This is a genomic window from Nocardia fusca NBRC 14340, from assembly GCF_001618425.1.
GTDB classification, from domain to species: Bacteria; Actinomycetota; Actinomycetes; order Mycobacteriales; family Mycobacteriaceae; genus Nocardia; species Nocardia fusca.
Genome location: NZ_BDCU01000018.1, coordinates 427,403 through 441,614, shown reverse-complemented (window position 1 = coordinate 441,614; position 14,212 = coordinate 427,403). Strand labels below are relative to the sequence as shown.

Genomic DNA, 14,212 nt, shown 5'->3' with positions numbered 1-14,212 from the left:
GGGTCGCCGTCGGTGTACTGGACTTGCGGACCGAGGCCCGGTCCGTCTGCCGGGCCTCGGTCGGCCTCAACGACTTTCTGGTCGAGAGGATCTTATGCAACGCCGAGGACTCGGCGGCATCGTCTACCGCGAATGGGACTTGCCCTACGCGAGTAGATCAGGCCCTGGTTTCGGTTTGTTGGGGTGGATTCGTGATCGGCGTGTTCTGGGCCCCCGCAAGCCACCATCTGCCATCCTTCTCGACCAGTACGTACAGGGCAATCTCGGAGAATCCGCCCGCTTCGGCGGCGAGCCTGCGGATCTGGGTCAGCACGACCCCTGGCGCGGGCGAAGTCGCGCCGACAACTTCGAAGTGTGACGGCGGCGCAACCCGGGCGTTCATCAAGCGACGGTGAATGGCGTTCAATTCGGAGTAGCCGCTTACTGACGCACCATATGGACTGCCCCACACCACATCTGCCGCGAAAGCAGCGTCGTAGCCGTCCGCGTCGTGTGCTGCGCCTGACTGTTGCAGCCCTTCGGCGAACCGGGAGGCCACCTCGTGAGCCGTGGTGGCTCGCGATGGATCACCGAGAGTAGGTCGGGTTTGCATTCTGCCTTGCTCCAATCCTTCAATTATCGTCACCGAAAGCTCGGTGAATTTGCGCTCAGCGGAGGCTGCCGAGGAGCACACCGTGGAAGGGGGTGAGTTTGTCGATTCCGACGTGCCACAACTGCGGCATGATCCGGCCTCCCGCCTGATGGACCGCCTCGGCCACGGCCGACCAGCCCGCCAAAGCCTCGTCGCCGTAGAAGTGCGGGACCCGGGCGCTGTCGCCCGCCGAGTCGTGGACGATATAGGTGCCTCCACGACGCCGACCGCAAGGACGACGTGCAATGGCAGTTCGAGATCGGCCTGGACTCTGTTCTCGATGGCATCGGGACGCGCCTGGGTGATCCGAAGATATCTCGGGGACCGGTCGGCGCAGAGTAGGCCGAAGGACCGCTGCGGAGGCACCCGCAGCGTATTGGTTGGATGTGCGCGACTGCGACCCGGTCGCGACGGCCACGGTGGATCGTGCTGCTCAACCTGCGCGTCATCGACCAATCCGCCGTGACCGACGAGCAGTGCGAGGGTTGCCTGTAATTTTCGAGGTGCGATGGGCTGGTGCCGGCGATCGCTGCACGTCACTGTCGAAACCGCCACGCTCACACGCCGGCCGGAACGGCGGCGTCGGCGAATCGTGCTCCAGCGTCCGCGCCGGCAGGCGCTCGTGCAGCTCCTGCAACTCCATCCCATCCGCCGGCCGCCATGCCAGATGCCTGCCACCAACGTCAGGTCGGACTGTCGATATCTAGATATGCGCATCTGACTATGTAATCAAAACAGGTCCTTGCCGACTTTCGTGCGGGTAACTCAAAGCAAGGAGGGGAGGGCGCACCGTGCCGGCCGCAGGTCGGCGCCGTCCCTGGAAGGTGCGGCGTAGATCGCTGGTCCATTCGTCGGGGATCTCCCAGGGGATGAAGTGGCCGCCGTGCTAACTGCCGCGCACCGGCGGGCGCTCGCCGCCGCCTTGCCTGCCCTCACCCGGCTGACCCAGCTGGAGCGCGAGCGCTGACGCATGGCTCTGCCCGCAGCCGCCCCGGTCGCGGCAGCTCCGCGACCGTGCGCTCGTCTTCCCCGTCGCCTCGCTTCGTCCGGTTCTACCTGAACGCCTCGATATTGCGCTCCGCCCAGTCGGCGAAAGTGCGCGGTGGCCGTCCCAGCAGCCGCTCGATATCAGGGCTGATCCGCTGTTCGGCTTCCGTGGGCGTGCCGAGTACGCCGAGCGTCGCTTCGACCACCGGCTCAGGCATGTATTCCGTCATCCGGTCCCGCGCCTGGGTCCGGCTCAGTTCGGTGAACCGCACCGGTTCGCCCAGGAGATGCGCGATCACTTCGGCCTGCTGCCGGGGTGTGATCGCCACGGGCCCCGTGAGCGTATAGGTGTTTCCCTCGTGTCCCGGTTCACGCAGGGCGCGGGTGGCGACCGCGGCGATATCGGCCGGGTCGACGGCCGGAAGGCCGATATCGCCGAAGGGGGCGGCCACCTCCCGGCGGGTATGGACGCTGTGTGCCCACTGCAGCGCATTGGAGTCGAAATTCCCCGGCCGCAGAACGGTCCAATCCAGGCCCGACTGCCGGATCGCGTCTTCCAGATGCGGGGAGTGGCGCTGGGTACCGACCCCCTGCGACGACAGCAGCACCACCCGCCGGACCCCGGCCCGGCGTACCACCTGGACGACGGCGTCGATATCGCCGGCTGCCAGGAAATCCGCTGCGGTGAGCAGGAACAGCGAGTCCGCGCCACGCAACGTTCCCTCGATACTCGCGGGGTCGATCAGATCGGCCTGCCGGAACTGGACTCCGGCGGGTACTTCCGCTTTCTTCCGCGAGACGGCGGTGACCTGTTCCCCGGCTCCGGCCAAGGCCTCCACCAGCGGCCGGCCGACATTCCCTGTTGCTCCTGTAACCACGATCATCTCGTAACTCCCGTTCTCGACTGGCCTTTCGGACGATCCGACGGTACTTTCCTGTGGCTAGTAGGTACCTAGAGGAAAGTGAGGGAGTTGTGATCGAGGCCACACGTGAGGTGGATCCTGAACTCGCCTGCCCGATAGCCCCCGTCGTGGATATCGTCTTCAGCCGGTGGACCACGCCGATTCTCTGGACGCTCAATGAATTCGGCCGCCAGCGGTTCGGGGAACTGGAGCGGCGGATCACTACCATCACGCCGAAAGTGATGACCCAGCGACTGCGTCAGCTCGAGCGGGACGGCCTCGTCGTGCGCACCTACTACGCAGGTGTCCCGCCGCGGGTCGAATACGAGATCAGCGACTTGGGCCGGAGCTTGGCGCCGTTGTTCGCGACCCTGGCCGAGTGGTCGGTCAATCTCGACAAGGTCGAGGCGGCGCGACGTGCATACGACGCCCGGCAGCGGCCCCGGAACCCTGAAGACGGCCGCGCCGCGGAGTAGTCTCACCTGCACTGTGTCGCAGGTCACAACGGATTCGTGTCATATTTCCGATCTGTGCGGTGTCTCGGGGGCGTGATCGAGCACAACACACACCGCAAGGTTGTCGTCATCGGCGGCGGTTACGCCGGAACGGTCGCGGCCAATCGTCTGCGGAGGCGCACCGATGTCGATATCGCGCTGGTCAATCCTCGCCCAGAGTTCGTCGACAGAATCCGGCTGCACCAGTTCGTGTCCGGCACCGGTGATGTGGCGGTCGACTACGGCACCCTGCTCGGCGAGGGCATCGAATTGGTGGTCGACAGCGCGACGCACATCGACACCGCCGATCGTATGGTGCGGCTGGCGTCGGGTCACGCGCTGGACTACGACTACGTCATCTACGCGGTCGGCAGCACTACGGCGGTACCGTCTGTGCCCGGCGCGGCCGAGTTCGCCTTCTCTGTCGCCGAGGTGGAGTCCGCGCAGCGGCTGCGTGCCAGGCTGGAGGAGGTGCCTCGCGATGCTCGGCTCACTGTGGTCGGAGGCGGACCGACCGGCGTCGAGACGGCCGCCGAGCTGGCCGAACAAGGATGTACGGTCGCGCTGGTATGCGGCGGATCCCTGCTACCGTCGCTGAGTGCGCCGGGTCGGCGTTACGTCGCCCGGTGGCTGTCCAGGCATGGTGTGAGTGTGCTCGAGGGCGCCACCGTGACCGAGGTCCGGCCGGATGCGGTCGTGTTCGGCGACGGTGCGGTACGTCCGAGCGCACTCACCATCTGGACCACAGGTTTCGGCGGCCCGCAGTTGGCGGCCGAGAGCGGGCTGCGCACAGACACACTCGGACGGCTGCTCACCGACGAAACGCTGACCAGCATCGACGACGACTGCATCGTGGCGACCGGCGACGCCGTCGCGCCGTCGGGCCGGCCGCTGCGGATGAGTTCCCAGGGCGCCGGGGCGCTCGGGGCGCCGGCCGCCGACACTGTGCTGAGTCGCATCGCGGGCACCGAACCCGCGGTGGTCGATCTGGCACTTATCGGGACGTGCATCAGCCTTGGCCGGCGGGTCGGTATCCGGCAGCTCGCCCGCAAGGACGACACCGCGGTGAACTTCTACGTCGGCGGCCGCGCGGGCGCGAGGATCAAGGAGGTGACCTGCAAGGTCGGGGTGGGGAAAATCCGCCGCGAGGCCCGTAAGCCGGGTTCTCTCATCTGGCCCAAGGGCAACCCGCGTCCTGCCTTCGCCGCGTCGGTGGTCACCTCCATATGACGACCGACGAGCATGCAGGGCGGTTTACCGTGCTGCGTCCGCTGCTGTTCACGATCGCCTACGAAATCCTCGGCTCGGCAACCGAATCCGACGACGTGCTGCAGGACAGCTATGTGCGGTGGGCCGCGGTGGACTTGGCGACGGTGCGCGACACCAAGTCGTACCTGGCACGGCTGGTGACCCGCCAAGCGCTCAACGCCGTGCGGGCCGGCAGGCGCCGTCGTGAGGAGTACATCGGCCCGTGGCTGCCCGAGCCGCTGTTGCTCGACGAGCACGATGCGGCGGCGGACGTGATGCTCGCCGAGTCGGTATCGATGGCGATGCTCGTGCTGCTGGAAACACTCACACCCGACGAACGCGCGGTGTTCGTGCTGCGTGAGGTTTTCGGATTCGACTACGGCGAGATCGCCGCGGCGGTGGGCAAATCTGTGATGACGGTGCGCCAGGTGGCACACCGTGCCCGCTTTCACGTGCACGCGCGGCGTAAACGCTTTCCACCGGCCGACGCAGCGGAGATCGCGCGGATCACCGACCAGTTCATGACAGCGGCGACCACCGGTGACACGGCCGGGCTGCTTTCCCTCCTCGCGCCCGACGTCACCTGGACGGCCGACAGCGGCGGCAAGGCCACGGCGGCGCGGCGGCCGGTGGTGGGCGCGGAGAAGGTTGCCGCGGTCCTGATGAATCTGTTCCACAAGTGGCCGCCCACGTCGGCCACGCGGATCGAGATGATCCATTGCAACAACACGCCCGGGGTGGTCGCCTACACCGGCGACTGCCTGGCAGGCGTCTTCCTGATCGAAATCTTCGACAGCAAGATCACCAATTTCTACGCCATCCGCAACCCCGACAAGCTTGCGTCCCTGACCGTCCCGCGCACCCTCACGCGAGGAGTGCCCGGCGCCCACGTCCCGAATACACCGGACCGATTCGATATGGAGAGCTGAAATGCGCACTCGAGAAGCCCCGACAGGCCACTACGCGACCGAAGAGAAGCCGGCCCGCACCGCCCACACCGATCGGAACCGAGGCCGTATCCGATCCGTCGCCTTCTGGGCAACCACGGTTGCCATCGTCTTCGAGCTGGTTGCCGGATCGGTGTGGAACCTGGTGCTGATCGAATGGGTGGAAATCCAGTTGCGGCACCTGGGATACCCGCACTACTTCGCCTACGTTCTGGGTGCGTGGCAGGTCGGCGCGGCCGTCGCGATCATTGTGCCCGGGCTCCCCCTCATCAAAGAATGGGCGTATGCGGGTGCCTTTTTGCTGTGGTCGGGTGCCGTGGTGTCACATATGGCAGTCGGTGACGGCCTCGAGTCGCTGACATCGTGGGGCGTGGCGCTGATGTTCGCGATCTGCGCCATTGCGTCGTGGCTGCTGCGGCCGGCCGACCGTCGACTCCCGCAGACGCGGCTGCCCCGGGACCGCACTGCCGACGTCGGACAGGGCGAGGCCCCTCTGCCGAGAACCCGCCCTCGCGAGTGGGCCGTGGCAACCGGGCTCCTCGGTGTCCTGTATGCCACTTCATTCCTCACGCTGCCCGCAGTCGAGGACTTCATGCACCAGAACGCGACCGAACTCGGATGGATCGCCGAGTAGCTGCAAGGGAGAACTCGTGCACACAGGGAAGAAATACGACCGTCGAGCGCTGGTGGTCGGGCTCGGGATCAGGGGTCGCCGTAGCATTCGCCGAAAATCGGGCGGATATGGCGTAGTTGGCTGGTAGGGGCGGGTTCTCGTGTTAGCGGTGCGGATGTGGTGGGTTGGTGCTTGGCTGGGTGGTCGATGAGGTTGTTCGGCGCGGGTGGAGGCTGGGTTCGTGGCGACGCGGGTGTTCGCGGACGAGGAGTTGGAGCGTCTGCGGGGGTTCCCGGAGATCAGCCGTGAGGGGTTGTTCCGATATTTCACGTTGACCCCGGCTGATCTGGGGTTCGTGGATCCGGGTCGGGGCCGGGGTCCGGCTGACAGGTTGGGTTTGGCTGTCACGTTGTGCACGGTGCCTTGGTTGGGGTTTGTTGCGGATCGGTTGACGACTGCGCCGCCGGTGGCGGTGGCTCGTTCGGCCGAGCAGTTGCGGGTGGATCCGGTGGAGATCGGTTCCTACGGTCGGCGTGCGAAGACTCGTACCGAGCATGTGCGGCTGGCCGCACAGTATCTGGGCTGGCGCCCGGCCGGGACGATGGAGTTCAAGGAGCTGGAGGAGTTTCTGCTTGCGCGGGCGATGGAGCACGATTCGCCGACGTTGTTGTTCCGGCTGGCGTGTGAGTATCTGATCTCGGCGCGGGTGATCCGGCCGGGCCCAAGCCGAGACCTACGACCGGTTGGCTCACGAGTTCACCCCGCGGCGTTGCGCGGAGCTGGATGCGTTGCTGGATGTCGATCCGTCGATCGGGGTGTCGCGGTTGCGGTGGCTGTCGACCGGGCCGGTGGAGGCGTCGGCGTCGGCGGTGAAGGCCGAGGTCGACAAGCTGGGGTTTCTGCGCAACCTGGGTGCCGACACGGTGGACCTGTCGGTGTTGCCCGCGGAGCGGCGCCGGTTTCTGGCTACGATGGGCGGGCGCCTGACCCCGCACTGCCGAACGGTGGATGCGCGACGAACTCGCCGAACGCGGTAAGTCCGGAGAGGACCGTCAGGTTCTGCTGGACGAGTTGCTGGCGATCATCAACGACCCGTTGATTCCCGACGAGCAGGTCGGTGGCCTGGTGCAACGCCACCGGGCGTCGCAAGGTGTTCGATGACGCTCCGGCCGGGTTCGTGCCGGCCAAGTGGCGCAAACGGTCGAACGCGTCCGGTCACAACGGCGCACATCAGGAACCGGCGGCGTTGATGCCGGCGGTGTCCAGGACTCGTTCCCGGCCCTCGCCGCGGGTGACGGCGAGCATGGCCTGGCCCAAGCGCAGGCTGGTGGTGACATGGCCGGGGATGATCCGCCGCAACAGCGGGTACAGCGGCGTCACCACCCGATACAACGCGACATAGGTCTTGGTCTTGGCCCGGGTTCCGGGCAGGGGCACGATGAACGCGGGCCGGAACATGCAGGCCCGTTCGGACAGGGCGAGCAGTGCGTTCTCGGTCTCACCCTTCACTCGCGCCCACATCATGCGCGAGGTGCCGGTGCTGTCGGTTCCGGCGCCGGAGACGTAGCAGAACACCAAGTCGGGGTTGGCATCCAGCAGGGCGCGGGCCGCGGCGAGGGTGTAGTCGTAGGTGATGGTGCGGTAGTCGGTTTCGCTCATGCCGACCGCGGAGGTACCCAGGCAGAACAGGCAGGCGTCATAGCCGGGGAGTTCGGCCTGGATCGGGGTGAAGTCGGTGAAGTCGTCGTGGCGGAGCTCGCGCAGTTTCGGGTGGGTGCGGCAGGTGGCGGTGCGGCCGATCACCAGCACGTCGGTGACCGTGTCGTCGAGCAGGCAGGCTTGCAGTACGCCTTGGCCGACCATGCCGGTGGCGCCGAAGACGATGATGCGCATCGGGTCCCTGTTTCTGTGGTGTGTGCGGGCGATTCGGTCAGTCGAGGTAGCTGACGCCGGTCAGGTCTTCGGAGACCTGCCACAACCGTCGCGCCAACTCGGGGTCGTGGGACTGCTTGCTCGACGAAACCGGCTTCGGGTGGCCGCGCAGGCCCCCGAGACCGTCGGGGCCGTAGTACTGCCCGCCCGTCACACCGGGGTCGGTCGCCGCGCGCAGGGTCGGCAACGCGCCCATCGCCGCGGATTGGGAGAACAGCTTCATCGCGGAGACCTCGAGCACCGTGGGCAGGTGACGGCCCAGTTCGGTGTTCGATCCGCCGGGGTGTGCGGCGACCGCGATCGTGGCCTGGCCGGCGGCGGCCAGGCGGCGCTGGAGTTCGTAGGTGAACAGCAGGTTGGCGAGCTTGGATTGAGCGTAGGCGGCCACACGGCTGTAGCCGTGATCGAAGTTCAGGTCATCGAAGTGGATTGCCGCACGGATACGGTGCCCGACGCTGCTGACCGTGACCACCCGCGAGCCGGGCACGGGCAGCAGCGTGTCGAGCAGCAGGCCGGTCAGCGCGAAGTGCCCGAGGTGGTTGGTGCCGAACTGCAACTCGAAACCGTCGGCGGTGGTCTGTTTGGGCGGATACATCACCCCGGCGTTGTTGATCAGCAGATCGATACGCGGATGGCCGGCCTTGATCTCGGCGGCCGCGGCCCGCACGTCGTCCAGCGATCCCAGATCGAGGTGCTGCAACTCCACGTGGGCATCGGGCGTTGCGGCGGTGATCCGGTCCGCGGCGGCCTTGCCTTTGTCCAGGTTGCGCACGGCCAGCACGACCCGTGCACCTTTGGCGGCCAGCGCGGTGGCCGTTTCGAATCCCAGTCCGGAATTCGCGCCGGTGACGACGGCGGTGCGTCCGGACTGGTCGGGGATGTCGGTGGTGGTCCACTTCATCGTGCGGTCCTCCTCGCTAATATGGGATAAGCGGAACGAACACTCCGCTTGCATCTCGACTATACGGAACGTGCGCCCCGTTTGTCAGGCGTGCGGGAGGTGATCCACGTGACCGACAAGCCCAAACCGCTGCGTGCGGACGCGATCCGCAACCGGGAAGCCGTCCTCGAGACCGCCTACCAGAGCTTCGCCGCCGAGGGTTTGTCGATCCCCATCGACGAGATCGCGCGCCGCGCCGGAGTCGGTGCGGGCACCGTCTATCGGCACTTCCCCACGAAGAACGCACTGTTCGCGGCCGTGATCGATCATCGGCTGGCCCAGATCGTCGCCGCGGGGCGTGCCCTGCTCGACGAGGGCGATCCGGGGCAGGCACTGCCGGAGTTCATCCGCGCGATGGCGTTGCGTTGGGGCGCTGCGGATCAGGGATTGTCCCAGGCTATCGCCGGCGACGGGATAGACATCGACATCGTGGTTCCCGATACCGAAGCCCGGTTCATGGGTCTGCTCGGCGAACTCCTCACCGCCGCGAAACACGCCGGGACCGTCCGCGCCGACCTGACCGTACGAGAAACCAAGGCAATCATCGTCGCCTGCCAGGCCACCCAAACCCACACCCCCGACGTCGCCGATCGTGTCACCACCCTCATCCTTCACGGGATCCGGCCTCCGGCGTGAGGGGCAGGACTGGGTCGATAACGAACGTTTCCGACCCAGATCCGACCCCTGGCATCGGGGCCACGAATCCGCAGCTCACCGGAACCGGAAATCGAGTCAGAACCCGTGTGCGAAAACTACGGGACTAAAACGGACGTGTCAGCCCTTTGTGGGACAGTTCCGGCATGGCTCGGTTCGGATACGCGCGAGTCTCCACGCGTTGCAGGCACTCGAGGCACGGCAGATGTACGACGAACACGGCAAACGCCGCTACACCGTCGCCCAAATCGCCGAAACCTTCGCCGTCTCCCGCAAAACCATCTACCGACACCTCGACCGTCAAACCACCACCTGACCCAGCAGACAACGGCACATCCGCCCCGAGATGCGGCCGATGCAGCCTCAGCCAGCGCCGCGCGAAGGCCAGGCCCCGCACACGCTCAGCGCTGCCGGACCGTGGTCCTCAACACACCCAACTCGGGGGTAAAACCGCTGGTCAAGCCCTTGTCGTTGCCTTCCGCGCGATTACTACCCGAACCCCTACCGGGTCGGGTCGATCGGGCGCGGCGGATACGCGGGCAGCGCTGGTCCGCTGGTATCCCCCGGCGATCGCGCGAAGCTCGTCCTCGGTGAGTACGTCCGTTATTCGGTCGAATCCCTGTGGAGCGCGCTCCTCGACCAGCCGCAGCACGCGGTCGGCCGGGATATCACGGTTGGCCAGCACGACAGCATTGGCGATATCCAGGCGGGCCGCCTCGTAGGCCGTCAAACCGTCCCGGGGGTCGGCGGCGCGGGCGAGCTCGGTGGCGAGCACGCCGGCATCGAGAATCGCCTGCGAACCGCCGTTGGAACCGATCGGGTACATCGGGTGCGCGGCATCGCCCAGCAGGGCAACCCGGCCGAAGACCCAGCGCGACACCGGATCGCGGTCGACCATCGGATACTCGAGAATGCGCTCGCTGCCGGAGATGAGCGCACCGACATCGATTCCGTCGAAACGCCAACCGCGATAGTGCGGTAGCACCTCGTCGAGCCGGCCGGTCCGCTGCCAGTTCGCCGCCTGCTCCGTATGGTCCGGCATCCGGACCTCGGCGACCCAGTTGACCAAGGCCCGGCCCTCCCGCCGCGCCGCGGCCGAAATCGGGTAAGCGACCAGTTTTGCGGTGTGATTACTCCCGGCCATCACCATGGAAGCGCCGGTCAGGAACGGCTCAGTCATCGTGACGCCGCGCCACATGCGGATGCCGTTCCAGCGCGGCGCGCCTTCATCCGGATACAGGCCGGCACGTACGGCGGAATGCAGTCCGTCCGCGCCGATCACCAGGTCGGTGGTGATCTCGACGGTATGGTCCCGGGCTCGGTCGTGGACGGTGCTGCACACCCGGTCCGGATATTGACGGGCCGCGACGAACCGCATACCCGTGCGAATAGCGCCGGAGCCGAGGCGAGCGCGAACCGCGGCCGCGAGCAGTGTCTGCAATTCACCGCGGTGCACCGAGTACTGCGGATGATCGTGCCCGGCCGCCAGGCCACGGGGTTCACGCCAGATCTCGTTGCCGAACCGGTCCAGATGAACCAACTCCGCGGTGGGAATCGCCAGGCTGGCCAGGTCTTCCCCCAGGCCGAGTTCGCATAATTCGGCCGTGGCGTGCGGCAGGAGGTTGATACCGACCCCCAGCGGGAGCAACTCGGTGACGCTGTCGATGACGAGCACGTCGATACCCACGGCGTGCAGACGCAATGCTGTCGTCAGGCCGCCGATTCCGGCCCCGGCCACCAGGACCTTCACCGCGCCTCCGCCAGCGGTGCGAATTCGGGGCTGATGCGCTCGTGCAGGTGCGCCACCGGAATATCCGCGCGATCCTGCAACAGGCTTTCCTTGTATACGCAGCGATCGCCATTCGCCGTACCGGCGCGGGACCAGGTGGTGAGGCCCGATCCGAGCACGATACGTGCCAGGTGGTAGCCCATCGCGGTCATACTGTGCCCGATCGGCCGGTGCCGATCGGCGAGTACGGCCGCCGACTCGTGTCCCGCCACGATCACCACGGAATTCTTGGACACCACGGTTCCGTTCCCGATAGTGAGGACCGAACGCCGGATGATCACCGGCTCCGCCCCGGACAGACCGAGAGCGCAGCGGATACCACCCGTCAGCTCGGCCGCGGTCGTAGGGGATTGCTCGAGCAGATCGAGGCGCAGGGGGGCACCGACCAGAGCTTCGAGCAGAGTTGTCATCGAACCATCGGATCTGAGTAGTACCCGGGTTATCGCCGGAAAGTCCGATGCCTCTGTAACTGTCGATGGTTCCGCCGCCATAACTGCCGAATATAATTGCTATCGCACAAGTTTCCAGCGGGCGGGAATAGTTGACCGTAGTGATCTCCGGGGAAATTCACCGCAGGACACCGGATCGGCACGCCCCGGTTACAAACGCGGCAATCGATCGGCTGATAGGAACTGTTAGGCATTACCATGCGCGTTCGCGAACCGGGCAGCACCGACAGGCCCCCAACGCCAGCGAGTAGCGCCACCTCGGCCCGATGATCCGTTACACCACAACGACAACCGCCGTAACCAGGATGACGCCAGAAGTTCATCGTCGATTCCCGGCACCTCCCGGTAATACCCTTCGGTAATCCGTCGCGGACCCGCTACCGGCCGTAGTCCCAGAATTTCCCAGCGCTCCACCGTCCGGAAGCCGGGCCTGTGTTCTACTCGGTGAGAACACCACAACCGGCCGTGCCCGTTGTATTGTTTCTGCGCATCGGTAAGGCGGTAATGAACTTCGGCTATTGAATGGCAATTTCGTTTCCGGCGCCGCGGCCGAACACCCGTGCGAGGCGAGGTCGACTCCGGATGCCGAAGAGCACGCCGCCGCTTGGAAAGCAGGTTGAATAGATGTCCAAACTCGCTGCGGCACTGAGTAAGTCGCAACTGATCGGACGCAGGCCGGCGATACTGACCACACTGCTGATCGTGGTCGTGGTGGTCGGCGCGCTGATCGTGATACCGCTGTGGCGGGATTCTGCAACACCGGCCACCATCGACGCCGCGAACCTCGTGCCGGTTTGTGAGGTGGCCGAGGGGGATCCAGCCCGGGAATCCAACCGGCGGATCGCCGAATCCGCAGTGGCCGATCTGCTCTCCGGAACCCGGTCCTACCTCGGCCCGTGCGCCGAATACGGCGCGAGTCTGCCGCTCGGCGGCGGACGGATCACCGCCTTCTCACAGACGAACGAAGCGGGTGAACCGCTCGCCGTCGGGCTGACGGCCGACGACGCCGTCTATGACGCCCTGCCGTACGAACCGCCGTCGGGCCGCCTGTGGTGTCACGACAAGAACGCCGACGGCGTGGTGGCCGATCACGGCGAATGCGCCGGCGGCCACGAGACCGTCCTACCGCTGGGCAACACCTTCACTGCGCGTGCGGACGTTCCGTTCACCTATGTACTCGCGAACTGGAATCCACACGGGCACGTCCCGCCCGGCGTCTGGGATACCGCGCATTTCGATGTCCACTTCTATCTGAACGACAATGCCGAGCGGCTGGCTATCCGACCCGGATCGTGCCCGCAGCTCACCGACTGCGACGATTACCGGCTCGGCAAGATCCTGCCCGACCCGAAGTACCGTCACCCCGACTACGTCGACCTCGACGCGGTCGAACCGGGGATGGGCCAGCACCTGATCGACTCGACCACTCCGGAGTTGAACGGCGGCGATTTCACCAGCACATTCATCTACGGAAGCTGGAACGGCGAGATCACCTTCCTCGAACCGATGGTGGCTCTCTCCCGATACGAGGCCCTGCGCAGCGATAACCGGGAAGACTCCTGCGTCGATATCAAACAACCGCAGGCCTGGCAGCAGCCCGGCTGGTATCCGACGAAGTACTGCTTGCGCCACCGGGACAACCGTGCGGAGACGCTGACCACCCTCGAAGGTTTCGTCCGCCATACCGCGGGCTGACGGGCTCGGAGTACGCGGCTACAGCAGCGACCGGTTGCGGTTGCGGAAGCGGCGGCGGAATTCCGGTAGGTACTGTGACGGCGCGACCGAAGACGACGACCGTTCCAGCACACCGTCGTCGGCCACATAGAAGATCGCCCGGCCGATCGCGATCTCGCCCGGCGCAACCGGGGCGAACACCATCCAGCCGCCGTCCACACGGTCCGCGCGCAGGTCGTCCACCGGGTAGCCGGACGTATCCTCGCCGCTCTCGGTGAGATACGGGCCGACCAGGTCGATCGCCCGCCGCTCCGGAAGCGGGGCCGGGGCGGTGACACCGCCCAGCACCAACTGGTGGAAGGCGCTGTCGATATCGAACCCGTCCGCTTCGGGGAACACAGCGGTCAAGGTGGCGCGGGTGAGGGTGGCGGATTCCGCGGCCGCGACGAAGGTTTCGATCGCCGCCATCACCGGAAATGGCGGAAACCCCTCGACCGGGTCGCCGGTTACACCGGCGGAACGGTCGGCGGCGGCCTGGGCGCAGTTTCACCAGGGCACCGGTATGGCCATGCGCAAGCTGTTCGTACCGGCCGACCGCACCGAATACCGGATCCGAACCGTCATGGACCGCGTCGTAGGAACGACGCTCGGCCGGATGATCCTTTCGAAACGACAGCACCTCAGCAAGGCCGCGCGGATGAAAACGGTTGACATCGGCCTGGCGTGAGTCCTGTGGTAAACGTCAGGAGATATGCGGCAAGCGCGCGAGGACTCCTGATCGGTGGGGTAGGGGAGTAGTGCTACCCGGCTCCTGCGAACTCCTTGGGGGCACGGAACCCGACCGATCGAGAAGCGGGGTCACCCGGACAGTGAGCTATCGGCAAAGGGTTTGACTGCGATAGCTCACTGAGCATGATAGATCGATACGTAGATATGCGCATCTAAATATGTA

The 14,212-nt window shown here is 66.1% G+C and carries 15 protein-coding genes and 1 pseudogene; 9 read left to right on the top strand and 7 right to left on the bottom strand.

What is annotated here, in order from left to right:
* Positions 1–157: 157 nt before the first annotated feature.
* Entirely contained in the window at positions 158–538 is a 381-nt protein-coding gene (locus NF4_RS11265; protein WP_232330407.1) for a Cif family virulence factor, read from the bottom strand.
* Positions 539–1,683: 1,145 nt separating this feature from the next.
* A complete protein-coding gene (locus NF4_RS11260; RefSeq protein WP_063127207.1) occupies positions 1,684–2,502 on the bottom strand; it encodes an NAD(P)H-binding protein in 819 nt (272 codons plus the stop codon).
* An 89-nt stretch (positions 2,503–2,591) separates the two neighbouring features.
* Here NF4_RS11260 and NF4_RS11255 point away from each other — a divergent pair, with 89 nt between their 5' ends.
* The 5 genes and pseudogenes from NF4_RS11255 to NF4_RS40010 form a co-directional block, all read left to right on the top strand.
* Entirely contained in the window at positions 2,592–2,996 is a 405-nt protein-coding gene (locus NF4_RS11255) for a winged helix-turn-helix transcriptional regulator (RefSeq protein WP_084533036.1), read from the top strand.
* A gap of 72 nt (positions 2,997–3,068) precedes the next feature.
* The gene (locus tag NF4_RS11250; protein WP_063127206.1) at positions 3,069–4,244 is read left to right on the top strand and encodes an NAD(P)/FAD-dependent oxidoreductase; all 1,176 of its coding nucleotides are present in this window, start codon (positions 3,069–3,071) and stop codon (positions 4,242–4,244) included.
* Entirely contained in the window at positions 4,241–5,191 is a 951-nt protein-coding gene (gene sigJ, locus NF4_RS11245; protein WP_063127205.1) for an RNA polymerase sigma factor SigJ, read from the top strand. Before NF4_RS11250 ends, sigJ begins: the two co-directional genes overlap by 4 nt.
* Position 5,192: 1 nt before the next feature.
* Entirely contained in the window at positions 5,193–5,843 is a 651-nt protein-coding gene (locus NF4_RS11240) for a DoxX family protein (protein ID WP_063127204.1), read from the top strand.
* A gap of 220 nt (positions 5,844–6,063) precedes the next feature.
* Positions 6,064–7,017: pseudogene (locus NF4_RS40010) on the top strand (DUF4158 domain-containing protein); the annotation flags it as partial.
* A 35-nt stretch (positions 7,018–7,052) separates the two neighbouring features.
* Here the strand turns inward: NF4_RS40010 and NF4_RS11230 are convergent.
* Both NF4_RS11230 and NF4_RS11225 read right to left on the bottom strand, forming a co-directional pair.
* Positions 7,053–7,715, bottom strand: coding sequence for a Rossmann-fold NAD(P)-binding domain-containing protein (locus NF4_RS11230; RefSeq protein ID WP_063127202.1), 663 nt, complete (start codon positions 7,713–7,715; stop codon positions 7,053–7,055).
* A gap of 37 nt (positions 7,716–7,752) precedes the next feature.
* Positions 7,753–8,655: an SDR family NAD(P)-dependent oxidoreductase gene (locus NF4_RS11225; protein ID WP_063127201.1), complete on the bottom strand. Its 903-nt coding sequence runs from the start codon at positions 8,653–8,655 to the stop codon at positions 7,753–7,755.
* A 108-nt stretch (positions 8,656–8,763) separates the two neighbouring features.
* On the opposite strand from NF4_RS11225, the gene NF4_RS11220 reads away from it, so the two are divergent.
* Positions 8,764–9,330, top strand: coding sequence for a TetR/AcrR family transcriptional regulator (locus tag NF4_RS11220; RefSeq protein ID WP_063127394.1), 567 nt, complete (start codon positions 8,764–8,766; stop codon positions 9,328–9,330).
* Between the two features lie 199 nt (positions 9,331–9,529).
* A complete protein-coding gene (locus tag NF4_RS37695; protein WP_157120167.1) occupies positions 9,530–9,664 on the top strand; it encodes a helix-turn-helix domain-containing protein in 135 nt (44 codons plus the stop codon).
* Positions 9,665–9,805: 141 nt separating this feature from the next.
* Here the strand turns inward: NF4_RS37695 and NF4_RS11215 are convergent, their stop codons facing one another.
* The gene (locus NF4_RS11215; protein WP_063814549.1) at positions 9,806–11,098 is read right to left on the bottom strand and encodes a flavin-dependent oxidoreductase; all 1,293 of its coding nucleotides are present in this window, start codon (positions 11,096–11,098) and stop codon (positions 9,806–9,808) included.
* Positions 11,095–11,547 carry a hypothetical protein gene (locus tag NF4_RS11210; protein ID WP_063127200.1) on the bottom strand — a complete coding sequence of 151 codons (453 nt, stop codon included), beginning with the start codon at positions 11,545–11,547 and terminating at the stop codon, positions 11,095–11,097. Before NF4_RS11210 ends, NF4_RS11215 begins: the two co-directional genes overlap by 4 nt.
* A 663-nt stretch (positions 11,548–12,210) precedes the next feature.
* Between NF4_RS11210 and NF4_RS11205 the strand changes: the two genes are divergently transcribed.
* Complete coding sequence (locus NF4_RS11205) at positions 12,211–13,281, top strand: hypothetical protein (RefSeq protein WP_063127199.1); 1,071 nt, start codon at positions 12,211–12,213, stop codon at positions 13,279–13,281.
* Between the two features lie 18 nt (positions 13,282–13,299).
* Here the strand turns inward: NF4_RS11205 and NF4_RS11200 are convergent, their stop codons facing one another.
* Entirely contained in the window at positions 13,300–13,728 is a 429-nt protein-coding gene (locus NF4_RS11200; RefSeq protein WP_063127198.1) for a hypothetical protein, read from the bottom strand.
* 100 nt (positions 13,729–13,828) lie between these two features.
* Between NF4_RS11200 and NF4_RS37690 the strand changes: the two genes are divergently transcribed.
* Positions 13,829–13,987, top strand: coding sequence for a hypothetical protein (locus NF4_RS37690; RefSeq protein ID WP_157120165.1), 159 nt, complete (start codon positions 13,829–13,831; stop codon positions 13,985–13,987).
* Positions 13,988–14,212: the final 225 nt, after the last annotated feature.

Bases quoted from the DNA above. Each gene is read 5' to 3' on its own strand.
- NF4_RS11260 (WP_063127207.1), bottom strand. From the start codon at position 2,502: ATGATCGTGGTTACAGGAGCAACAGGGAATGTCGGCCGGCCGCTGGTG.
- sigJ (WP_063127205.1), top strand. From the start codon at position 4,241: ATGACGACCGACGAGCATGCAGGGCGGTTTACCGTGCTGCGTCCGCTG.
- NF4_RS11240 (WP_063127204.1), top strand. From the start codon at position 5,193: ATGCGCACTCGAGAAGCCCCGACAGGCCACTACGCGACCGAAGAGAAG.
- NF4_RS11230 (WP_063127202.1), bottom strand. From the start codon at position 7,715: ATGCGCATCATCGTCTTCGGCGCCACCGGCATGGTCGGCCAAGGCGTA.
- NF4_RS11225 (WP_063127201.1), bottom strand. From the start codon at position 8,655: ATGAAGTGGACCACCACCGACATCCCCGACCAGTCCGGACGCACCGCC.
- NF4_RS11210 (WP_063127200.1), bottom strand. From the start codon at position 11,547: ATGACAACTCTGCTCGAAGCTCTGGTCGGTGCCCCCCTGCGCCTCGAT.
- NF4_RS11205 (WP_063127199.1), top strand. From the start codon at position 12,211: ATGTCCAAACTCGCTGCGGCACTGAGTAAGTCGCAACTGATCGGACGC.
- NF4_RS11200 (WP_063127198.1), bottom strand. From the start codon at position 13,728: ATGGCGGCGATCGAAACCTTCGTCGCGGCCGCGGAATCCGCCACCCTC.
- NF4_RS37690 (WP_157120165.1), top strand. From the start codon at position 13,829: ATGCGCAAGCTGTTCGTACCGGCCGACCGCACCGAATACCGGATCCGA.